The organism is Micromonospora sp. II (assembly GCF_001709195.1).
Classification (GTDB): Bacteria; Actinomycetota; Actinomycetes; order Mycobacteriales; family Micromonosporaceae; genus Micromonospora; species Micromonospora chalcea.
The window spans coordinates 1-20902 of record NZ_LYXF01000017.1; the positions used below are offsets into that span (position 1 = coordinate 1).

The 20902-nt window shown below is 70.8% G+C and carries 19 protein-coding genes; 10 read left to right on the plus strand and 9 right to left on the minus strand.

Features of this window, described 5'->3' with window-relative positions; all coding sequences use genetic code 11:
* Both A8711_RS09710 and A8711_RS31965 read right to left on the minus strand, forming a co-directional pair.
* The coding region (locus A8711_RS09710; protein WP_141707656.1) for an IS5 family transposase at positions 1 to 392 on the minus strand (392 nt) is incomplete at its 3' end.
* Between the two features lie 407 nt (positions 393 to 799).
* Positions 800 to 1111 carry a tyrosine-type recombinase/integrase gene (locus A8711_RS31965; protein WP_233607908.1) on the minus strand — a complete coding sequence of 104 codons (312 nt, stop codon included), beginning with the start codon at positions 1109 to 1111 and terminating at the stop codon, positions 800 to 802.
* 195 nt (positions 1112 to 1306) lie between these two features.
* Between A8711_RS31965 and A8711_RS31970 the strand changes: the two genes are divergently transcribed.
* Positions 1307 to 1669: a hypothetical protein gene (locus A8711_RS31970; protein ID WP_069088004.1), complete on the plus strand. Its 363-nt coding sequence runs from the start codon at positions 1307 to 1309 to the stop codon at positions 1667 to 1669.
* Between the two features lie 498 nt (positions 1670 to 2167).
* On the opposite strand, the gene A8711_RS32425 is transcribed toward A8711_RS31970, so the two are convergent.
* Positions 2168 to 2506, minus strand: a complete 339-nt coding sequence (locus A8711_RS32425) for a hypothetical protein (protein ID WP_124779087.1) — start codon at positions 2504 to 2506, stop codon at positions 2168 to 2170.
* Between the two features lie 264 nt (positions 2507 to 2770).
* Between A8711_RS32425 and A8711_RS31975 the strand changes: the two genes are divergently transcribed.
* Positions 2771 to 3979 carry a hypothetical protein gene (locus A8711_RS31975; RefSeq protein WP_124779088.1) on the plus strand — a complete coding sequence of 403 codons (1209 nt, stop codon included), beginning with the start codon at positions 2771 to 2773 and terminating at the stop codon, positions 3977 to 3979.
* A gap of 631 nt (positions 3980 to 4610) precedes the next feature.
* Here A8711_RS31975 and A8711_RS09740 read toward each other — a convergent pair.
* The 3 genes from A8711_RS09740 to A8711_RS09750 all read right to left on the minus strand — a co-directional run bounded on the left by A8711_RS09740 (position 4611) and on the right by A8711_RS09750 (position 6409).
* Positions 4611 to 5345, minus strand: coding sequence for a hypothetical protein (locus A8711_RS09740; protein ID WP_069088008.1), 735 nt, complete (start codon positions 5343 to 5345; stop codon positions 4611 to 4613).
* Positions 5346 to 5355: 10 nt separating this feature from the next.
* On the minus strand, positions 5356 to 5949 hold the full coding sequence (locus A8711_RS09745) for a YciI family protein (RefSeq protein WP_069088009.1): 594 nt from the start codon (positions 5947 to 5949) through the stop codon (positions 5356 to 5358).
* 109 nt (positions 5950 to 6058) lie between these two features.
* A complete protein-coding gene (locus A8711_RS09750; protein ID WP_069088010.1) occupies positions 6059 to 6409 on the minus strand; it encodes a helix-turn-helix domain-containing protein in 351 nt (116 codons plus the stop codon).
* 29 nt (positions 6410 to 6438) lie between these two features.
* On the opposite strand from A8711_RS09750, the gene A8711_RS09755 reads away from it, so the two are divergent.
* Positions 6439 to 7323 (plus strand): NAD(P)-dependent oxidoreductase, encoded by an 885-nt coding sequence (locus tag A8711_RS09755; protein WP_069088011.1) that lies wholly within the window; start codon positions 6439 to 6441, stop codon positions 7321 to 7323.
* 97 nt (positions 7324 to 7420) lie between these two features.
* Here A8711_RS09755 and A8711_RS09760 read toward each other — a convergent pair whose 3' ends face one another.
* Positions 7421 to 9799 (minus strand): M28 family peptidase, encoded by a 2379-nt coding sequence (locus A8711_RS09760; protein ID WP_069088012.1) that lies wholly within the window; start codon positions 9797 to 9799, stop codon positions 7421 to 7423.
* A 311-nt stretch (positions 9800 to 10110) separates the two neighbouring features.
* Between A8711_RS09760 and A8711_RS09765 the strand changes: the two genes are divergently transcribed.
* The 7 genes from A8711_RS09765 to A8711_RS09795 all read left to right on the plus strand — a co-directional run bounded on the left by A8711_RS09765 (position 10111) and on the right by A8711_RS09795 (position 18815).
* Positions 10111 to 11304 carry a PP2C family protein-serine/threonine phosphatase gene (locus tag A8711_RS09765; protein ID WP_064446658.1) on the plus strand — a complete coding sequence of 398 codons (1194 nt, stop codon included), beginning with the start codon at positions 10111 to 10113 and terminating at the stop codon, positions 11302 to 11304.
* Positions 11305 to 11336: 32 nt separating this feature from the next.
* Positions 11337 to 13055 carry an ATP-binding protein gene (locus A8711_RS09770; RefSeq protein WP_069088049.1) on the plus strand — a complete coding sequence of 573 codons (1719 nt, stop codon included), beginning with the start codon at positions 11337 to 11339 and terminating at the stop codon, positions 13053 to 13055.
* The gene (locus A8711_RS09775) at positions 13052 to 13504 is read left to right on the plus strand and encodes a response regulator (protein WP_043328130.1); all 453 of its coding nucleotides are present in this window, start codon (positions 13052 to 13054) and stop codon (positions 13502 to 13504) included. Before A8711_RS09770 ends, A8711_RS09775 begins: the two co-directional genes overlap by 4 nt.
* Positions 13497 to 14306: an inositol monophosphatase family protein gene (locus A8711_RS09780; protein WP_064446657.1), complete on the plus strand. Its 810-nt coding sequence runs from the start codon at positions 13497 to 13499 to the stop codon at positions 14304 to 14306. The genes A8711_RS09775 and A8711_RS09780 overlap by 8 nt, the downstream gene beginning before the upstream one ends.
* Positions 14307 to 14490: 184 nt before the next feature.
* Positions 14491 to 15528: a hypothetical protein gene (locus tag A8711_RS09785; RefSeq protein WP_064446656.1), complete on the plus strand. Its 1038-nt coding sequence runs from the start codon at positions 14491 to 14493 to the stop codon at positions 15526 to 15528.
* 60 nt (positions 15529 to 15588) lie between these two features.
* Positions 15589 to 17121: a fused MFS/spermidine synthase gene (locus tag A8711_RS09790; RefSeq protein WP_176722783.1), complete on the plus strand. Its 1533-nt coding sequence runs from the start codon at positions 15589 to 15591 to the stop codon at positions 17119 to 17121.
* A gap of 71 nt (positions 17122 to 17192) precedes the next feature.
* Entirely contained in the window at positions 17193 to 18815 is a 1623-nt protein-coding gene (locus A8711_RS09795) for a serine/threonine-protein kinase (RefSeq protein WP_069088013.1), read from the plus strand.
* A gap of 62 nt (positions 18816 to 18877) precedes the next feature.
* On the opposite strand, the gene A8711_RS09800 is transcribed toward A8711_RS09795, so the two are convergent.
* Positions 18878 to 19546: a TrkA family potassium uptake protein gene (locus A8711_RS09800; RefSeq protein WP_064446653.1), complete on the minus strand. Its 669-nt coding sequence runs from the start codon at positions 19544 to 19546 to the stop codon at positions 18878 to 18880.
* Positions 19536 to 20870 carry a TrkH family potassium uptake protein gene (locus A8711_RS09805; RefSeq protein ID WP_069088014.1) on the minus strand — a complete coding sequence of 445 codons (1335 nt, stop codon included), beginning with the start codon at positions 20868 to 20870 and terminating at the stop codon, positions 19536 to 19538. The genes A8711_RS09800 and A8711_RS09805 overlap by 11 nt, the downstream gene beginning before the upstream one ends.
* Positions 20871 to 20902: the final 32 nt, after the last annotated feature.

Consider the following 20902-nt stretch of genomic DNA (forward strand, 5'->3'; position numbering starts at 1 on the left):
TTGATCTTCTTGCCCGCGTCGTAGCCCCGACTGTCCCGGCCGACGGTGTCGGCGCCCTTCACGCTCTGCGAATCGATGATCCCGGCCGACGGCTCCGGCTGGCGGCCCTGCTGCACCCGGGCCTTGATCCGGAGCGTGGTCAGGAGTTTCTCCGTCACGCCGGATTCTTCCCACCGGGTGAAGTACCAGTACACCGTCTGCCACGGCGGCAGGTCAGCCGGCAGGTACCGCCACGGACATCCCGACCGCACCACGTACAGGATCGCGTTGACGATCTCCCGCCGCGGATGCTTCTCCCGACGACCGTCGGTATTCGGCTCCGGAAGCAGCGGTTCTATCAACGCCCACTGGGCATCGGTCAGGTCGGACGGGTAGCCACGGCGTGCAGACACCGCGCCACCCTGCCCGTCTCGCCGGTGGAAGTCATGCCACCACGCCGTCCACAACAGACCTTCTCAAACACGCTCTAAGACAGCACAAGTGGCAGAAGTTCGGGCGTGACTGGTGGTCTCTCGGCTGGCGGGAGAAGTCCAAGGGCATCTGGACCGGCGCGTCAGCGAAGCTCGCAACGGTCAGCGGCATCGTCGGCACGGTCACGGGGATCATCGGTGTCTTCAAGTAGCCCTGCGGCCGGTCGCGCCCGCCTTCCCTCGCGACAAGGTCCGTGAGCGGAAGCCCTGCTCAGCAGCCCGATCTTTCTAGTCGCGGCGCATTCTCGTGAGACCGGCCGGATTCAGGGTTCGAGTCCCTGGCGGCCCACACAACAGCGCACCTGAGCTGCGAAAACGTCGGCCGAAGATCATCGGGCACAACCAGGGCACAACTCAGTTCTGATCTTGGCCGGTGGGCGTTCAGATGACTTGCCGTCTGCCTGCCGCAGGAGGTTGCCGACCAGGCCGCGCGGGCGGTCCTTCTTCGGCAGCCAGTGCACGTAGGTCTCCAACGTGATCCGCAGGTTGGCGTGCCTCAGCGCCTTCTGCACTTCCTGGGGCTCGGCACCGTTGCTCATGAGCGTGGTGGCGAAGAAGTGGCGCAGGGAGTGGAAGGTGCCTTCCTTCGGCCACTCGGCGGCCTGCCGCCAGTCCGCCCACAGCCTTCGCCGTCGCCGCACCCTCAGGGCGGGCCGCCTCTGCCGGGCCGCCGAGCTGCCAGAAAGCCCGCACCGGTCAGCTCTTCCCGTCACTGGCCATGGGTAGTGCTTTCCCTTGTAGCGGTGCTGTGTACCGGGGTCGTAGCAGTGCCCGTGTCGTGGGCCGCGCTGCGGCAGGCAGAGGCAGAGCGAGGTGAAGCTACGCCGGAGGCGGCCGTGAACGTGTACGTGCTCCAGATGAGCAGCGGCGAGCGGATCGGCCTGTCGCGGGTGCTGGCCGGCAGGCGTCATGACGAGCTGCTGCGGCAGTGGCGTGAGTACCGCGGCGAGATGGAACGCGGCAATGTTCCGTCGAAGCTTGAAGTGGTCGGACCGATCGAGGTCGAGGACCAGGCCGACGACCGTGCGAGTGTGACCGCTCAGGTCCATGCGGTCTGGTGGAACGAACAGGTCAACCTCAGCGGCACAGCTCACCCGTGGCGGTTCGAGACTCGGCGAGACGCCGGCGGTTGGCGGGTGTGGGTAGCGTACCTGCCGCCGTGGTGCGGTGTGCACGTCCAGGCAGACGCCTGCCACTGAGCGCTGTCGGGCGCGTCCAGTGGCAGATGGCTAGAGAGGCTCGCCGCAACTCTGGCAGGTGTCCTCGCCGTCCTCGTAAATCATTCCGCAGCAGTACGACGACCCACCGCTGACCTCGTAGCAGGCTTCGTGCCAGTCCTCCCCATTGGAGTCGAGGTGACTGCCGTCGTCCTCGATCGGGTCACCGCAACCCTCGCATGTGAGCGTCGTCATGTTCTCGCTCTCCCCTCACACCGGCTCCGCAGCGTCCCAGTTCCAACAATCGGGGGACGTGAACGGCGAGCAATAGGCCCTGTCGTGGCGCTCGGAGTAGTCCCTCATGTTGGCTGTGGGCCTGCCGCAGTTCGGACAAGTAGGGTGCTCGCCCGAACAGGTGCGGCTGTTGTGCCCGCCGAGACCACAAACTGTGCATGCCACGCGGCGGATCCTAGCCCGAGTTTCCGGGATAAGTTGACCTTCAGGGTTGGGTGTCTGGGCAAACGGGGGCAACCCATCCAGCTAGTGAGTCCGCCGGCGGTTGGACTCCTGCCGGATAGCCTCCGTGAGATCCCGCCAGGTGCCGGCCGAGGTCTTCATCATCCGTTCGACCACCGCGCAGGCGGATGCCTCGTCGGTGAAGTCGTACGACACCTCCTGCCCTCCGTCACCGCCGAGACGGCCACGAACCCGCCAGAGTTCGCTGTCGGAGACCAACCAGATGTCGCGCCTGGCCATGCGGCCCCAGCTTCCGTTCCACCAGGTCCGCGTACCTCCACCAGGGGCGCCGGCGGAACGGCTGTCGACAGCAACGCTGACAGCAACGGCCCCGGACGGCAGCACGCCGATGAGTGCTGGCACGGACGGAGCTCCGAGCGTCCAGCCGTTGCTGGACGTGTGCGGACGCGACGCACAGAGCTTGTAAGCGAGACGTCGCATCGGTGGGCCGACATCAGATCGGGCAGTAGAGCGCCACGTCTGGCAGAGGTGCCCTTGCCCTATGGCGGCCAGGTCTCAGAATTAGATGGATCGGCACAGTTGCGGCCCTCCGTGCCAGCCGAAGCCTGGCACAGCGCCGGAACGCGTTGACCCCTGGCCCAACCACGTGAGCATAGGAGGGCGTAGTTGAACACAGTACGCGCCAGAGTGTGGCAGTTCCGTTTGGAGCGCAACATCCAGGTGGTGGCCACGGTGGTTGGGCGAGGCACGTTGGCAGTGAGCCTTGCGCGTCTCCTTCACATCAATGCGATGGCCTGTGACCTTCGCAAGGTGCTCGACTACCGGACCAAGCAGCTCGAGGTCCGCTTGCTACTCAGTTACCTTGGCGCTCCCGGCGGCAACGCGCTTCAACTGGATCACCGCGCCTTCGCTGCGAGTTCACGTCACATACGCGGCTTTGTCAGCGAGTGCTCCGGACTTGGGGTTCTGACGGCTGCGAGTGAGGCGATTTTTGCTTGGCAGCATGGAACCCACGATCTGCACAATTTCGATGCTTTGCCCAGACAGTTGCTTTGGGAATACGATGCCAAGGGCGTACGCCCCGACCTGCTGTTCCATCTGCCTACGGGTCCTGTCGCAGGTGAGGCGCGTGGTCGCTACCGCAGGGCGAAATACATTCTTCCGAAGAAGCCGCTAAGCCCGCAGAAGGATCGACTCCGAGAGCTAGCTAACTGGTCATCGGTGCACAACGACCACTCGTACTTCATGAGTTGGCTTTACATCGGACCATCTGGAGTGGCCGTTGACATCTTTCTTCCCGCCAATCCCCGCTGGGACTGGGGCACCGGCCTGAGAGCCGCGACCTTCCAGGCAGATGAGGAGCAGGATGATGCACAAGAGTGGCGCTTTCCGCTGCAGGATGATTTGCCTAGGTGGACGGGGCGGCGTCCAACCCGGCGTCGCCCCGTACCAGACGATGAGGACTTACTCCATGTAGTAGACGAAGCGCGGTTCGCCGCCTCCGCGCCAACACTGCCACTGGACCTGCTCGAGCTTGATTCGCAGGAGCGGGCTACGAGGGTTATCGACAGTCTTTTCAGGACCGCCCCGGAGGCTGGGCCGGATGCGGAGCTGGCCGGCATTCCGGTCCGCGGAACGTGGGCACCTGCTGATCAGCTAGGTGACGCGCGGTACGAGGTCCTGCTCGGGGTACTTGCTGCGCCAGCCCGAGATCGTGGAGACGTGAGGCGCGTAGACGTAGAGGAGAGGCTTGCTCGAAGCGAGGGCTCTTTTGACGTCTGTCTCGACGGACGGCTCCTCACGGTCGTCCGCCCAGTCACAGCCCCCCGGCCAAAGTGGACGCAGCTTGAGCGAGTGTTGCTTGCCGACCGTTAACGCGAACGGCACCTAACTCCACTCTCCCGATTGGGTCGGCTGCTATTCGCCTAGGCGTGGTGCGCGGTCGTCTCAGTTCCCGTCGATCATGGCCAGCCGACCGCAATCGCCAAGATCCAGCCTCTCTTCCCCACCTGCGGCTAGAACGCTGCCAGCCGGACAGGAGCCAGCCAGGCAGACTTGGAAAGCGTACAAGGGCACTCCCCGCGTCCCACCGACGAGGTTGCCGGCTCGCTGGGGAAGATCATCGGGCACAGGGCGGGCACAAATGGCATCGACAAGCGCTCTCAACCGCTGTAAGGCAACGAGAAACCTCGCGCAGGTCAGGACACCGATCCGCCCGATCTAGGGTGATCCATCGACCACCGGAGGGGTTTAGGGTTTGAGTCCCCGGAGGCTTGAACCGCAGGTCAAGATCAACCCCTAGTCAGGCTGTCCAAAGGGCAACCGGAAGCGACCATCATTGACCACCCACCACGGTTCTGCCCGCAGGTCAGAGGCGGTCTTGCTCGTTCGATGGACTACGCACGTTGACCTAGATCAATGCCGCTGGAAGTAGGACACCGGTTCGCCGCTTGTAGATCGGGCCGCAGCCGCGGCCACGCTCGCTGCGAGGGAATCGGCAGTCAGCTCAACCGGCCGTACCGTGCAGGTGGGCGACCAGCCGACGGTATTCGTCAGGCGTGCCGATGGCGGCCCGATGGCCCGGGTGGGCCACGTAGTGGTCGATCGCGGAGGCGAGGAAGCGCGGCTGGACGCTGTCGACGGGCATCGCGGGGCGGCCCACCACGCCACGACGCCGTACCAGCGTGGGGTTCCCGAGCGTCAGCGGTAGCCGCAGGCGCGACTGCATGTCGTTGCTCGACGCCTCGACGCGCGGCTCGGCCTCCCACGGGATCATGCGCGACCCGAGGAGTCCCGTCGTGCGTACGCCGTCCGGGCTGAGCCGCACGCTGTGCCCGCTCCACGCCGCAGCTACCAGCAGCCCGATCAGCACGAGCCAGGGCAGGCTCACGAGGACGTCGAACGTGGTTGCGATGCCCGCTTCTGTGGAACGCAGGTATGCGCCGACGGTCGCGGAGGACTGGCCGAGGAGGCCCAGGGTGAGGAGAACCCGCCACGCCGGGACCGGTGAGGCGAAGGCCGCGCTCCGCGGCAGCACTACCAGAGCGGCGGACCGCTTCCCGATGCTGATGATCGCAAGGAGCAGGAAGGTCAGAGCGAGGAGGAGGAGCGGGAGGGAGGATGCCCGCGCCACGTCCGGCGCGTAGCCCATCGCAGCGGCGTTTCCACCCGCCACCAGCAGACCCGTCACCAGGATGGGACGTCGGTGCCGTGCCACGGCGGCCGAGATCGCGTCGATCACTCCGGCGACCCTACAACCGGGGTTCACCCCGTCTGCTGCGCTGAAGTGGCGATGCTTGGTCCGGACGGCCGCCGAACATCCAGTTGTGCGACTCCACCTCGGCGTACCGGTCGGTGGCCAGCACGGCGCGCGCCTCGTCCGGCCCGGTCGCCCGCACCAGCACTGCCGTGCCCACCCACGTCGCGCCGTCGTCGGACAGCAGCGGCCCGTACGCGATCAGCTCGTCCTGCCGCTGCGGCAGCACCGGACCGGCGCCCTGCTCCGGACCGAGACCGAGCACCAGGTACCGATTGCCGCCCGTCCGGCCCCCGGAGAAGTCCCACATGGTGCGGCCCAGCATGTTCCGCCACCGCCGCAGCACCACGTCCCGGTACGCGCCCGCCTGATAGTTGGGCTCGTCGAAGGCGAACGCCCGAGCGGCGGCGGGGTCGGGCAGGCTCGGGATGTGCACACTGCCGGTCGGGGTGCCGTCGTCGGCGAGGGTCGGGCCGCGCGCGATCATCTGCTCCACGTACCGGTCCATGTAGGACCAGTGCTCCTCGACCAGCTTCTGGCGCAGAGGTGCCGAGCCGAGCCGATCGCTGTGGTAGCAGAAGAACTCCATGACCCGAGTCTCGCCGTCGACCAACAGGCGTAGCCACTTTTTTGTGGGTACTTGTCGGCGTGCGCGACCGCGACGAACCTGGTTGTGGGTGGAGGCGGAAAAGGGCAGGTCAGGAGGCGGTGCGGGCTTCGGCGAGTTTGTCCAGGCGGCGGTGGCCCCAGTCGGAGAGGGGAGCCAGCGCTTCGGCGAGGTCGCGGCCGAACGGGGTCAGCGAGTACTCGGTCTTCAACGGCAGCACCTCGTACGCCTCCCGGTGCACCAGTCCGTCGCCCTCCATCTCCCGTAACGCCTGAGTCAGCACCTTCTCGGTGAGGCCCGGAAGCTGCCGGCGCAGCTCTCCGGGGCGGCGCGGGCCGGATTCCAGCAGCCAGAGCAGGGCTGTCTTCCACTTGCCGTCGATCACGGCGATCGCGGCTGTCACTCCACAGACGTTCAGGTCCTGGGCCCGGCTGCGCGTCATCTGCGTCCCGTTCGACAAGAGGAGTCTGCGTGAACACCAATCCCGACAAGTCTGTCACGGTGCTCGGCCTGGGACCGATGGGTCGCGCGCTGGCCGGCGCCTTCCTGGACGCCGGAGTGCCCACGACGGTCTGGAACCGCACGACCGGCAAGGACCGCGAGCTGGTCGAGCGGGGCGCGACGAGCGCCCCGACCGCCGAGGAGGCGGTCGCCGCGAGCGGGCTGACTGTGGTCTGCGTGGTGAACTACGACGCCTCGGATGCGATCCTGCGCGGCGACGCGGTGACCGCCGCGCTGGAGGGGCGCACGGTCGTCAGCCTGACGGCCGACACCCCGGACCGCGCCCGCGACACCGCGCGGTGGGCGGCCGACCACGGCATCCGGTATCTGGATGGCGCGATCATGACGCCGACCACCACCATCGGCACCGCGGACGCGGTGCTCATCTATAGCGGTCCCGCTGGCCTCTACCAGGAGCACCAGCCGGTGCTCGGCGCGTTGGGCGGCACCCACACCCACCTCGGCGAGGAGATCGGGCGCGCGGCGGCGTACGACATCGCGCTGCTCGACATCTTCTGGACCGCGATGGCGGGCTACGCGCACGCGCTGGCGGTGGCCAGGGCGGAAGGCGTCACGGCCCGGGAACTCGCGCCGTTCGCCACTGGCATCGCCGCGATCCTGCCGCCCATCTTCGAGGAGGGCGCGGTGGAGATGGACACGGGCACGTTCCCCGGAGACGGCAACCCGATCACCTCCGCGGTGTCGTCCATGGCGCACATCGTCCACACGTCCGAGGCGCACGGCATCGACGCCGGGGTGATGCGTGCGGTCGAAGGCATGACCCGCCGGGCCGTCGGGCTGGGCCACGGCACGGACGGTTTCCTGCGGGTCGCCGAGGTGCTGGGGCGGCGTTGATCCACTCCAGTACGCCGAAGTGGCGGTATCCCGGTGTGGGGATACCGCCACTTCGGCGAGGTGGTGCCGATCAAGCCGTGGTGTCGATCACGGCCGGTCAGAGCGGGTACGTGCGCGCCACCGCCAGCATCTCCGAGCTGTGCGAGCCGACCACGCCCACACCCTCCGGCCGCTCCCGGAACCCGGGCACCCCGGAGAGCCCGTCACTGGCGTCCATCGCGCGCACCGAAACGGCCCCGGCGCCGGGCACGAGCGTCAGCGTCACCTCGACACCCTCCGGCGGTGGGGCGTGGAACACGATCCCGAACCCCCACCTGCCGTCGCCCGGCTCGACCGGCACGTCCCGCCCGGCCACCGAGGCGGACCGCACCGTCGCGGTGCTGGTGTCGACGTGCAGCGTGAGCAGGCGTACCTGCCGCTGCGGCGTCACCCGCACCCGCAGCACGCGCTGGTCACCGGTACGGGTGTCGGAGAGCAGGTCCAGCTTCGGGGCGGGCAGCGGCGCCGCGGCGGCCGGCCCGGCGCGCATCTCACTGTTGCCCAGCCCGGGGAAGTCGTCGGCCACCGCGATGCTCCGGTCGACGTAGCCGTCGGTCCAGGGCTGCGGCTTCTCCTCGCGGGTGAGCCAAGCCGCCTTCCCGGTGCCCGCGTCCAGCGCGTACATCAGGTGGGTCGGCACGGGATGCGCGGCGTCGAAGCGGTCCACGGCGAGGCCGACCCCGGCGAGCACCACCGCCGCCAGCGCGGCGGCCGCGGCGGGCAGCGCGCCGAGCCGGCGTGCGCGCAGCGCGAGCAGGCCGCGCTGGCCGCCGGCCCGGGGGTGCAGCAGGTCCACCACCGGGAGTACGGCGAGGCCGAGCAGCACCGCGACGAGCGCGGCTACCGCGCCCATGCCCATGCCGAGCGCCGGGAACAGCAGCACCACCGGCGGCAGCAGGATCACCACCGCCACCGCGGCGGCGAGTGTCACCGCGACCACCGGCCACGGTCCGTCGCGCCGGGTGGCGAGCGCGGCGAAACCGGCGAGCGCGCCGGCCAGCGCGGGCAGTGTCGTCAGGTACGCCCCACCGGGCACCGCCACCGCGAGCAGCACTCCGAACACGGCGAGCCAGGCCAGCCCGCCGAACGCCAGTGCGGCCGGGCCGATCCGGCGGCGCAGCAGCGCGTACCAGCAGAACAGCACCGCGGCGGAGAGCGCCACCACGGCGAGCCGGTACCAGACCGGACGGTACGGGTCGAGCAGTTCGGCGTACCCGGGGCGGATCGTGGTGATCGCGGCCCAGAGCAGCCACGCGCCGAGCGGTGCCACGACGACCGGCAGCAGGGTGAGGCCGAAGCCGGCGGCGAGCGTGCCGGCGGTGGCGCGGCCCCGGCGGCGCAGGAGCCAGCCGAGCGCGCCGACGGCGAGCAGCGCGGCGACGGCGAGCGGCAGCGTCAGCCAGCCGGGGTAGCGGACGAGCCCGCCGAGCACCGGGAAGTAGGTGTCGTCGTGGTCGGCGCTCAGGTCACCCAGGTCGGTGCGGCCGAATTCGCGGGCCAGGCCGAGCGCGTTGTCGCCGTGCATCTGGAGGCTGCCCCGGTCCACCCGGGCCGGCACGTCCAGCGGGGTGTGGTAGATCGCGCCGCCGTCGATGTACGCCGAGTTCAGGCCCACGAATTTGCGGTCGAGGAACGCGGTGAAGTCGGTGTCGTTCGGCAGCGCCCGGTAGATCTCCACCGCGAACGAGGTGCCCACCGGGTGCGGCGCGGCCTTGCCGAACACCCCCACCAGCTTCGCGTTGTTCCGGGACGTCTCGAACATGATCACCGGGCCGGTGGAGCCGCGCGCCTCCAGGTTGAGCACCACCCCGCCGTCGCGGGCGAGCGGGTGGTCGCCGGCGAACCCGGCGGCCCCGCACAGGCACGCCTCCTCCGCGTCGGTCAGCACGAAGACGATGTCGTTGCGGGGGCGCGGGCCGGTGGTGAGCGCCCGTGCCACCTCCAGGATCGTGGCGGTGCCGGCGGCGTCGTCGTTGCCGCCCGGCCCGGTCTGCACCGAGTCGTAGTGGGAGACCAGGAACACTCTTCCGGTCGGATCGGTGCCGGGCAGGCGGGCCACCACGTTGCGGACCCGCGCCAGCGTGGCCCCGCCGGCCGCGCCGGACAGCTGCCCGGCCTCGGGCGCGACCGCGTCCTGCACCTCGGTCTGCAGCCCCAGCCCGCGCAGCGTCGCCACCAGGTGCTCGCGTACCCGGTCGTTCGCGGCGCTGCCCGCCACGTGCGGCTCGGCCGCGATCACCTCGACGTTCCGGTACGCCCGGGCGGCGCTGAACTCGCGCTCGGGCGCGTCCGCCGGGGCCGGGGCCGGGGTGGAGAGGCCGACCAGGACGCCCGCCCCGACGGCGAGCAGCGCGATCAGCGCGGCGACGGCGCTGGTCAGCCGGCGGCGGGGCTTGGTGAGCGCCCGGTCGGCGGGACGGGTGGGGGGTGCGCCCACGGGGACTCCTCGGGGTGGATCAACGGGGTGGGCATCATCCTGCACCCCCGGGGGCTGCGGCGGCAGTCCTCGGACGGTGCGCTGCGGGTGTGACAGCGCTCCCGGCGTAACATCGTCTGTCGACCGTGCCGCTGTGGAGGTGGACCGGTCACCCGCTCCGCCGCGCCGGTGTCGGCCGCGTTGTGTATGACTGTGGTCTGAGTCAGGATCAGCAGGGCATTCGGAAGGAGCCCGACATCACCAGCGAACTCCCGCGACTCGCGGCGGTTACCCGACCGCAGCGGGGTTCCGGCGCGTCGGGCGCCGTCCACGTGCCGTCGGCCGGGGCGGGGCTGCACGGCGGCGTACCGCCGGGCGAGCGGCTACGGGTGCTGCTGGTCGAGGACGACGAGGGCGACGCCTTCCTGGTCGGCGAGCTGCTCGCCGAGACCAACTCGATGATCGACCTGCTGGTGGCGACCAGTCTCAGCGAGGCCCGGCAGCGGGTGATGGGCGTGGACTGCGTGCTGCTCGACCTGGGCCTGCCGGACGCGCAGGGCCTGGACGGGCTGCGCCGGGTGCTGGAGATGGCCAGCGGCGCGGCGGTCTGCGTGCTGACCGGCCGGTCCGACGAGCACCTGGGCATCGTCGCGGTCGCCGAGGGCGCGCAGGACTACCTGGTCAAGGGCCAGGTCGACGGGGTCCTGCTGACCCGGGCGCTGCGGTACGCGGTGGAGCGCAAGCGGGCCGACGAGAACGCCCGCCGGCTGCGTGAGGTGGAGCTGCGCCAGGCCGAGTCCGCCCGCCTGGAGCGCGGCCTGCTGCCGCAGCCGTTGATGACCACCGACGAGGTGTCGGTGCACACGTTCTACCGGCCCGGCCGGCACGCCGCGCTGATCGGCGGCGACTTCTACGACGTGGTGCAAACCCGGCCGGACCGGATCGACCTGATCGTCGGCGACGTCTGCGGGCACGGCGTGGACGAGGCGGCGCTCGGCGTCGAGCTGCGCGTGGCCTGGCGGGCGCTGGTGCTGGCCGGGGTGCCGGACGACGAGGTGCTGCCCGCGCTGGAGCAGGTGCTGATGAGCGAGCGCCGCCTCCAGGAGATCTTCGCGACGGTGGCCACCACCCGGCTCGACCTGGCGTCGGCGCGGGCCACCGTACGCCTCGCCGGTCACCCGCCGCCGCTGCTGCTCAGCGGCGGCACTGTCGCGCCGGTGCCGGCCAGGGGTGGGCTGCTGCTGGGCGTACGGCCGCGCCGCCCGATCGCCTTCGACCTGGAGTTCGACACCGACGACTGGTCCCTGCTGATGTACACCGACGGCCTCATCGAGGGCCGGGTGGACGGCGGTGACGAACGGCTCGACGTGCCCGGTCTGACCGATCTGCTCGCCGACCCGGCCAACCGGGCGGTGCCGCTGTCCGAGCTGCCCGCCTGGCTGGTGGGGCGCGCCGAGCAGATAAACGGTGGCCCGCTGGCCGACGACGTGGCGATGTTGCTGGTCACGCGGGGCAGCGGCCGGTGAGCGCGAGCGCGAAGGGCGACGGGGAGGAACCGGTGAAGGCGTACCAGCAGGGGTGGACCCTGCGGCGGCGGGTGGCCGCGCTGCTCGGCGTGGTGGTTGTGCTGCTGCTCGGGTTGGCCGGCGCGGAGGCGGCGGTCGCCGCGCAGAACCGCCAGAACATCGACGCGGTGCTGCTCAAGACCGGTCCGCTGCGGGTGCAGGCGCAGGAGCTGATGAGCGCGCTGCTCGACCAGGAGACCTCGGTGCGCGGGTACGCGGTGAACGGCGACCGTACCGACCTGGAGCCGTACCAGGAGGGCGTGAAGCGCGAGCAGAGCCTGGCCGCCTCGATCCGCGATCTCTCCGCCGACTACCCGGACGTGCGCCGGTCGCTGGACGTGGTGGAGCAGAAGACCGCGCAGTGGCGGAGCCAGGTGGCCGAGCCGGTGATCAGCACGGTCGAGCGGGACGGCGCGGCGGCGGGCCAGGCGCTGATCACCGACGCGACGCGGCAGCAGTTCGACGGCATCCGTTCGTCGGTGAACACGCTCCAGGACGAGATCCTCACCGTCCGGCAGGAGACCGCCGACCGCGTCAACGCGACGAGCAACACGCTTGTCGTGCTGCTGATCATCGCCGCGCTGGTGGTCACGACGGCCGGCGTGGTCATGCTGCTCTCGCTGGACCGGATCCTGATCCGCCCGCTGGCCGCCCTGGTCGGCCAGGTGCGTGAGGTGGCCGACGGCGACTACCGGCACCGCATCGAGGGGTCCGGGCCGCCGGAGTTCCGCCGCCTCGCCGAGGACATCGACCAGATGCGGATGAAGATCGCCCGCGAGCTGGACGAGGTACGCGAGGCGCGGGAGCGCATCGAGTGGGTCAACAGCCAGTTGCAGAAGCAGGCCGAGGAGCTGACCCGCTCCAATCGTGACCTGGAGCAGTTCGCGTACGTCGCGTCGCACGACCTGCAGGAGCCGCTGCGCAAGGTGGCCAGCTTCTGCCAGCTCCTGCAGCGGCGGTACGCCGGACAGCTCGACGAGCGCGCCGACCAGTACATCGCGTTCGCGGTGGACGGCGCGCAGCGCATGCAGCGGCTGATCAACGACCTGCTGGCGTTCTCCCGGATCGGCCGGCTGACCACAGGTTTCACCGAGGTCGACCTGAACAAGGTGATGGGCGACGTGGCGGGGCAGACCGAGGCGGCCGTGCAGTACGCCGACGCGGAGCTGACCTGGGGCGAGATGCCGACCATCCGCGGCGAGGAGCCGCTGTTGACCAACCTGCTGGTCAACCTGGTCAGCAACTCGGTGAAGTTCCGCCGCCCGGATGTGCCGCCGAAGGTGCACGTGTCGGCGCGGCTGGTCGACGGCGAGTGGGAGATCAGCTGCCGGGACAACGGCATCGGGATCGAGCCGGAGTTCGCCGACAAGATCTTCGTGATCTTCCAGCGGCTGCACTCGAAGGACGCGTACCCGGGCACCGGCATCGGGCTGGCGATCGTCAAGAAGATCGTGGAGTATCACGGCGGCCGGGTCTGGGTGGACACCGACGCCGACGAGGGCACCACGATCCGGTTCACGCTGCCCGCGCTGGAGGCCGACATCGAGGCCGCCAAGGCGGCGGAGGTGGCCGAGGCCGGGGAGCAGGCCGAGGCCGCCGAGGGTGACCCGGCGGCCGTCGGGCGTCAGCCGGACGGCGAAGCACGCGAAGAGCCGCCCGCGGAGGCGGACGGACACGGTACAAACGGTGGCATGAAGGAGACGGTGGGATGACCGCGCCCGCGGACGGCAAGAGCCCGATCGAGGTCCTGCTCGTCGAGGACGATCCGGGCGACGTGCTGATGACCCAGGAGGCGTTCGAGGAGCACAAGCTCCGCAACCGCCTCACCGTCGTCTCCGACGGCGCCGAGGCGCTCGCGTACCTGCGCCGTGAGGGCCAGTACGCGGACGCGGTGACGCCCGACCTGATCCTGCTCGACCTGAACCTGCCCCGGCGCGACGGCCGGGAGGTGCTGGAAGAGATCAAGAAGGACGGGGAACTGCGCCGCATCCCGGTCGTGGTGCTCACCACCTCGCAGGCCGACGAGGACATCCTGCGCAGCTACCAGTTGCACGCCAACGCCTACGTGACCAAGCCGGTGGACTTCGAACGCTTCATCTCGGTGGTCCGCCAGATCGACGAGTTCTTCGTCAGCGTGGTCAAGCTGCCTCCGCGTGGCTGACCCGCTGCTGGACGACGTCGGCGCGCTGCTGCGGGAGGCGGCGGCGAAGGTCGTCGTGCCGTTGTTCCGCCGGCTCGACGAGGCAGACATCTCCGAGAAGGCGCCCGGCGAGGTGGTGACTGTCGCCGACCGGGAGGCCGAGGCGCTGATCTCCGAGGGTCTGCGTCAGTTGCTGCCCGGTTCGGTGGTGGTCGGCGAGGAGGCCGTCGCCGAGGACCCGGACCTGCTGCGGCACCTGCGCGGCAGCGGTGACGTATGGCTCGTCGACCCGGTCGACGGCACCTCCAACTTCGCCGCCGGGCGGCGGCCGTTCGCGCTGATGGCGGCGCTGCTCACGGACGGCGTACCGGTGGCTTCCTGGGTGTACGACCCGCTGGACGGCACGATGGCGGCGGGCCGGCTCGGCGCGGGCACCCGGCTGGACGGAGCGACGCTGCGGACGCCGCCGGCGGAGCCGCGGGTGGGCGCGCTGCGGGGCACCGCGGCGACGAAGTTCCTGCCGCCGGACTTCCGCCGCCAGGTGGAGGAGGGCGGGCGCCGCATCGGTGAGTTGCTGCCCGGCCAGCACTGCGCCGGCCGGGAGTACCTGGACATCCTCACCGGCGCGCAGCAGTTCGTGTTGTTCTGGCGCACCCTGCCGTGGGATCACACGCCGGGCACCCTGCTGGTGCGCGAGGCCGGCGGTGTGGCCCGCCGCTTCGACGGCGCCGACTACCACCCGGCCGACGACGGCACGGGACTGCTCGTGGCGGCCAGCCCGGACGTCTGGGACGAGGTGAGCGCCGCCCTGCTGGGTGGTTGAGCGGCGCTGCGCGACGGCCACGGCACGCTGCGTCGACGCCAGCCGCCGTACGCCGTCTCCGGCCTGGCGTGTCGCGCGTGTTCCGGTATCGTGACCGGCGGTCTCCGCCAGCAGGCCGCCGACCGGCGCCGGCGGAGACGCCGCTCGGTGTACGGGGGCCGGCGGTCGACGGAAGGACCAACACGTGCCCAGGACCAGCTCTACCGGCCGGCGCGCCCGGCGGTCGCTGCTCGCCGCGTTCGCCGCGCTGGCCGTGCTTCTCGGCTCCGGCGTGGCCGCCGGGCCGGCCGCCGCCGTACCCAGCCCGAACGCCCCGAACGAGGGCGGCAGCAAGCAGCTGCGGGCGGCGCTGGAGGCGGCGGCGAAGGGCCACATCGAGGCCCAGAACAAGCTGGAGAACTCCAAGCGCCGGCAGAAGGCGCTCGACACCCAGCTCAAGGACATCGAGGTACGCCTCGTCGGGCTCAGCGCGCAGGCCGGTGAGGTGGCCGCGCAGTCGTACCGGATGGGCCGGCTGACCGCGACGTCGATGCTGCTGGCCAGCGCCGACCCGAACGACTTCCTCAAGCGCGCCGCCGAGCTGGACGTGATGGCCCAGCGGGACAGCAAACGGCTGCGGGAGCTGGCCGACGCGAAGGCGCAGGCGGCCGAGGCGAAGCTCGCCATCGACGCCGAGGTGCGCGAGCAGGCCAAGCAGGTCGCGGTGCAGGCCCGCAAGAAGAAGGACGCCGAGGTGGCGCTGGCGAAGGTCAGCTCCGGCGCCGGGTCCGGGTTCAACGGCACCTCCTCGTCGGCGAAGCCCGCGCCGCGCAACTCGGACGGTTCGTGGCCGTCGGAGTCGTGCTCGGTGGACGACCCGACGCCCGCGTCCGGCTGCATCACGCCGCGCACGCTGCACATGCTCCAGCAGGCCAAGGCGGCCGGTTACAAGCGCTACGCCTCGTGTCACCGCAGCGGTGGCGGCGGCGAGCACCCCAAGGGCCGGGCCTGCGACTTCTCCGCCGCCAGCGGCGGGTTCGAGGACAAGACGGCCACCGGCGGCGACAAGGCGTACGGCGACAGCCTCGCCGCCTGGGCGAAGAACAACGCGAACCGCCTCGGCATCATGTACGTCATCTGGTATCGGCAGATCTGGATGCCGAACACCGGCTGGCGCGCGTACAGCGGTGGCGGCAGCCCGGCCGCCGACCACACAAACCATGTTCACATCTCGATGTATTGACGCGGCCCGCCGGCGGCGCTGCGTACCATCGCCACGGTGAGCAGCACATCGTCCGACGTCATGGCGGAACCGGCGGCCGACGCCCCGGTTCCGCCGCGGGCCCTCCCGAACGGGCTCGCCGCGTTCCTCGTCTTCTTCTCCAGCGGCGCGGTGCTGGTGCTGGAGACCGTCTCGTTGCGCCTGGTCGGCCCGTACGTCGGGGTGACGCTCCAGGTGACCAGCTCGGTCATCGGCATGGCGCTGGCCGCGATCGCGTACGGGGCGTGGTTCGGCGGGTGGCTCGCCGACCGGCGTGACCCGCGTACCCTGCTCGCCCCGGCGCTGGTGCTGGCCGGCATCGCCACCGCCGTCACGCTGCCGATCGTCAGGTACGCCGGTGAGGTGTTGCGCGGCGGCGCGGCGAGCGCGGTGCTCCTGCTGACCGCGCTGACCGTGGTGCTGCCGGCGGCGCTGCTGGCCGGGATCACCCCGCTCGTGGTGAAGCTTCAGCTCGCCGACCTGCGCCGCACCGGCCAGGTGGTGGGCAAGTTGTCCAGCATCGGCACGCTCGGCGGCATCACCGCCACGCTGGGCACCGGCTTCGTGCTGGTGGCCGCGCTGTCCAGCTCCGTCATCGTGCTGGGACTCGCTGCCGCGCTCGGGGTGACCGGGCTGGGGCTCGGCGTGTGGCTGCGACGGCAGGCCGGGGCCGGCGGGCCGTCCACGCCGGGCCGGGTCAAGGCCGCGCTGGCGTTGCTCGGTCTCGCCGCGGCGGGGCTCACCGCTGCCGCGCCGAACCCGTGCGACGTGGAGACCGCGTACCACTGCGCCCGGGTCGAGGTGGACCCGTCGTGGCCGCAGGGACGCACGCTCTACCTCAACTCGGCCGAGCACTCCTACGTCGACCTGAACGAGCCGAACCACCTGAAGTACGCGTACACGCAGTGGATCGGCCTGGTCGCGGACGTGGCGCGGCCGGCGAAGCAGCCGATGGACGCGCTGCACCTGGGCGGCGGCGGCTTCACCGTGCCGAACTACCTGGCCGCGACCCGGCCCGGCACCGACAACCTGGTGTTCGAGCTGGACGGCGGGCTGGTCGAGCTGGACCGGCGGGAGCTGGGCCTGCGCACCGGCCCGAAGATGCGCGCCGAGGTGGGCGACGCGCGGGTGCTGCTGCGCGGCGAGCCGACCGACAGCCGCGACTTCATCGTCGGCGACGCGTTCGGGCACCTGGTGGTGCCGTGGCACCTGGCGACCCGGGAGATGGCCGCCGACATCCGGCGGGTGCTGCGCCCGGACGGGATCTACGTGCAGAACGTCATCGACTACCCGCCGGGCCGGTTCATCCGGGCCGAGCTGGCCACGGTGAAGGCCGAGTTCGCGCACGTCGCGCTGATCGCGCCGCCCGGCGCGATCGACGGGGAGCAGGGCGCCAACTTCGTGATCGTCGCCTCGGACGCGCCGCTGCCGCTGGCCGCGATCCCGCCCGGTCTGAAGCTGCTGCCGGAGCGGGCCGAGCTGATGGACGAGGCGGCGGTGACCGAATGGGTGGGCGACGCGATGGTGCTCACCGACGACTACGCGCCGGTGGACCAACTCCTCGCGACCGCCTGAACGGGTGACTTTCCTGACCGATTCCGACCGCTGAGGTGTACCGGGGCCCACTTCGGGCAACAGGACCGACCATGGGTGGACCGGTCAGGAACGGCGTGCAACTGCTCGGCGAGCGCTATCGGCTCGTCGAGCAGTTGGGTGCGGGCGGCATGTCGGTCGTCTGGCGCGGCTACGACGAGGTGCTGGGCCGCCAGGTGGCGGTCAAGGTGCTGGCCTCACGGCTGGCCAGCGACAAGGCGTTCCGGCACCGGATCCGGGTGGAGGCGCAGGCCGCCGCGCGGCTGTGCCACCCCAACATCACAAACGTGTACGACTACGGCGAGTCGGTCCAGGTCGGCCTGACCGTGCCGTACGTGGTCATGGAGCTTGTCGACGGCGGTCCGCTCAGCGGGCGGCTCGGCCGCGACGGGCAGCTTCCCTGGCGGGAGGCGATGACCATCGGCGCGGAGGTCGCCTCGGCGCTCGCCGCCGCGCACGCCCGTGGCGTGGTGCACCGGGACGTGACCCCGGGCAACGTCATGCTGACCCCGACCGGCGTGAAGGTCGTCGACTTCGGCATCTCGGCGCTGGTGGGGGAGAGCGACAAGGGGCCGGACGGCGCGCTGCTCGGCACGCCGGCCTATCTGGCGCCGGAACGGCTGGACAACGGGCACGTCTCGCCCGCCACCGACGTGTACGCGGTCGGGCTGCTGCTGTACCGGATGCTGACCGGCCGTCTGCCGTGGCAGGCCAGCACCACCACCGAGATGCTGCGCGCGCACATGTACCGCGACCCGGACCCGATGCCGCCGGTGCCGGGCCTGCCCGAGCCGGTCGCCGCGCTGGTGCAGCGGTGCCTGGCCAAGCGCCCCGAGGACCGCCCGGCGACCGCCGAGGTGGCCCGTACGCTCGCCGAGGCGGCCGGTATCGCGGCGATCGTGCCGGTGTCACCGGCGTTCGGCCGGATGGACCCGGCGCTCGCCGAGAACGCGGGCACCACGATCCTGCCGTGGTCGGCGGAGACCGACGCGCTGCCGTTCTCGGCGGTGCGTACCCGCACGCGGCGGGCGGTGGCACGGCGGCGCAAGGTGGAGGCCGGTGTCGCCGCCGTCGGCCTGATCGCGGTGACCGCCACGATGTGGGGACTGACGTCGCGGAGCCCGGCCAGCGGCGGCGTCGAGCCGACCGAGGCGCGGATGAGCCCGCCCGAGCCGACGCCCTGCGCCGTCGACTACTCGCTGCGCCGCGACACCGGCAAGGACTTCTCCGCCGAGTTGACGCTCACCAACACCGGTGACCGGGAACTGCGCGGCTGGACCATGAACTTCACGTTCCCCGGCAAGCAGACGGTCACCACGGCCCAGCCGCCGGCCCGGCAGGAGGGGCGTACCGTGTCGATTCCCGCGCCCACCGCGACCCCGGCGCTGGCGCCCGGCGCGTCGGCGAAGCTCACGCTGGCCGGCCGCTACACCGGGAGCAACACGCTGCCGGTGGAGTTCACCGTCGGCGGCAAGAGCTGCGGCGTGCAGGTGTCCGGGATCGCCGGCTCGGCGCCCACCACCGCGCCGCCGGTGAAGACGCCGGTCAAGTCGCCCACCAAGACCACCGCGAAGACCACCACCAAGAGCGGGCCGGCGAAGCCCAAACCGGCGAAGCCCAAGGCCGCACCGAAGCCCGGCAAGGGCAAGGAGGGCCCCAAGGGAAAAGCACAGTAGACCAGTCGAAGGGGGGTGGGCCGGGCAAGGGCAAGGGCAAGGGCCCGAAGAAGGACTGACGGTCAGGCCAGCGCGGAGAAGCGTTGCACCTGGGTGATGCCGCCCTCCACGATGAGCACGCTGTCCGCCTCCAGCACCGTGTCCGGTCCGACGTACCGGAACCGTTCCCCGGCCTGCTTCTCACCCACCACCATCACGCCGTACCGGTCCTGCGGCGCGATGTCGCGCAGCGACCGCCCGACCAGCGGCGCCGGGACCTTGACCTTGGCGATGGCGAAGTCGTCGTCGAACTCGATGAAGTCGAGCATCCGGCTGACGATCAGATGCGCCACCCGCTCACCGGTCTCCGCCTCGGGGAAGACCACGTGGTGCGCGCCGACCGAGTGCAGGATCTTGGCGTGCTTCTCCGAGGTGGCCCGCGCCCAGATCTGCTCGATCCCCAGCTCGGCCAGGGCCAGGACGGTGAGCACGCTCGCCTCCAGCGACGCCCCGATCGCGACCACCACCCGGCGGAAGTCCGCCAGCCCGAGCTGGCGCAGCACCACCTCCTCGGTGGTGTCCGCCTGCACCACCCGGTCGAGGTCGGCCGACCAGTGCTGGACCCGCGCCGGGTCGTGGTCGATCGCCAGCACCTCGTAACCGAGCCGGGACAGCGAGTCCGCGAGGCGCGAGCCGAACCGGCCCAGGCCGATCACCGCGATGCCGGTCTCCTCCGGGCGTCTAGCCGACAATGGGTTGCTCCTCCGGGTAGCGGTACAGCCGTCGACGGGTGTTCAACGCGATGGCCGAGCCGAGCGTGAGCGGCCCGACCCGGCCGATGTACATGAGCGCGATCAGCACGTACTGACCGGGTGGGGAGAGCTGCCCGGAAACCCCGACGGTCAGGCCGGTGGTGCTGAACGCGGAGGTGACCTCGAACAACGCGGCCGAGAACGACACGTGCGAGGTCAAACCGATCAGGCCGACCGTCCCGCCCGCCACGAGCGCCACGCTCAGCAGCGCCACGGTCAGCGCCTGCCGCTGGCTGGCCGCCGCCACCCGGCGGTGCCCGACAGTGGTGTCCGGCTCGCCCCGCAACTCGGCCCAGATGGCGAAGCCGAGCAGGAAGAACGTGGAGACCTTGATGCCGCCCGCGGTGCTGGCGCTGCCGCCGCCGATGAACATCAGGCCGATCAGCATGGGATAGCTCTCGTCGGTGAGCCGCCCGACGTTTATGACGTCGAAGCCGCCGGTACGGCTCAACGCGATCTGGGTGAACGACGCCAGCAGCTTGCCCGGCACGTCGAAGGTGCCGATCGTGAACGGGTTGCCCCACTCGGCCATCAGCAGGTAGGCGACGCCGAAGACGGTCAGCACCACGCTGCCCCAGACGGTCAGCTTCGTGGCGACCGCCCAGCGCGCCGGCTGCCGCCACTCGCGTACCGCCTCGAACAGCGCCGGAAAACCGAGCCCGCCGATGATCGCCCCGATGCTGAGCGGCAGCGCCACCCAGCCGTCGCGGGAGAACGCGATCAGACCGTCCGAGTAGAGCGCGAAGCCGCCGTTGTTGAACGCCTGCACCGAGTGGAACACCGCCGACGAGAGCGCCCGGCCCGGCCGGTAGTCGTAGGCCAGGAACAGGCGCGCGGCGACCACCGCCGTCATCAGGGCCTCGGTGACGAAGACGGTCGCCGCGATGCGCAACAGCAGCCGGCGTACGTCGCCGAGGCCGAACTCGGCGGTCTCCGCCTGCACGAGCAGCCGGTTGCGCAGGCCGAGCTGGCGGGAGACCGCCAGGATCACCAGCGACGCCCCGGTCAGGATGCCCAGGCCGCCGAGCTGCGTCAGCACGGTGATCATCACGAGCCCGAAGCCGTTCCAGTAGTTCGGCGTGTCGGTCACCGCCATCCCGGTCACCGACACCGCCGACGTGGACGTGAACAGCGCGGTGACGAACGGGGTGTACCGCTCCTCGCTGGTGGCCCAGGGCAGCATGAGCAGACCGGTGCCGACCAGGATCACCGCCAGGAACCCCAACGGCACCAGCCGTACGGGCTTCCGGAGCAGGCGGCGCATCCCGTCATCTTCCGTCCGGAGATTCACCGGCA

Excerpts from the sequence above, each read along its gene's own strand:
- A8711_RS09745 (WP_069088009.1), bottom strand. The coding sequence starts at position 5,949 with ATGGAGTTCTTCTGCTACCACAGCGATCGGCTCGGCTCGGCACCTCTG.
- A8711_RS09775 (WP_043328130.1), top strand. The coding sequence starts at position 13,052 with ATGACCGCGCCCGCGGACGGCAAGAGCCCGATCGAGGTCCTGCTCGTC.
- A8711_RS09805 (WP_069088014.1), bottom strand. The coding sequence starts at position 20,870 with ATGCGCCGCCTGCTCCGGAAGCCCGTACGGCTGGTGCCGTTGGGGTTC.
- A8711_RS09795 (WP_069088013.1), top strand. The coding sequence starts at position 17,193 with ATGGGTGGACCGGTCAGGAACGGCGTGCAACTGCTCGGCGAGCGCTAT.
- A8711_RS09790 (WP_176722783.1), top strand. The coding sequence starts at position 15,589 with ATGGCGGAACCGGCGGCCGACGCCCCGGTTCCGCCGCGGGCCCTCCCG.
- A8711_RS09750 (WP_069088010.1), bottom strand. The coding sequence starts at position 6,409 with ATGACGCGCAGCCGGGCCCAGGACCTGAACGTCTGTGGAGTGACAGCC.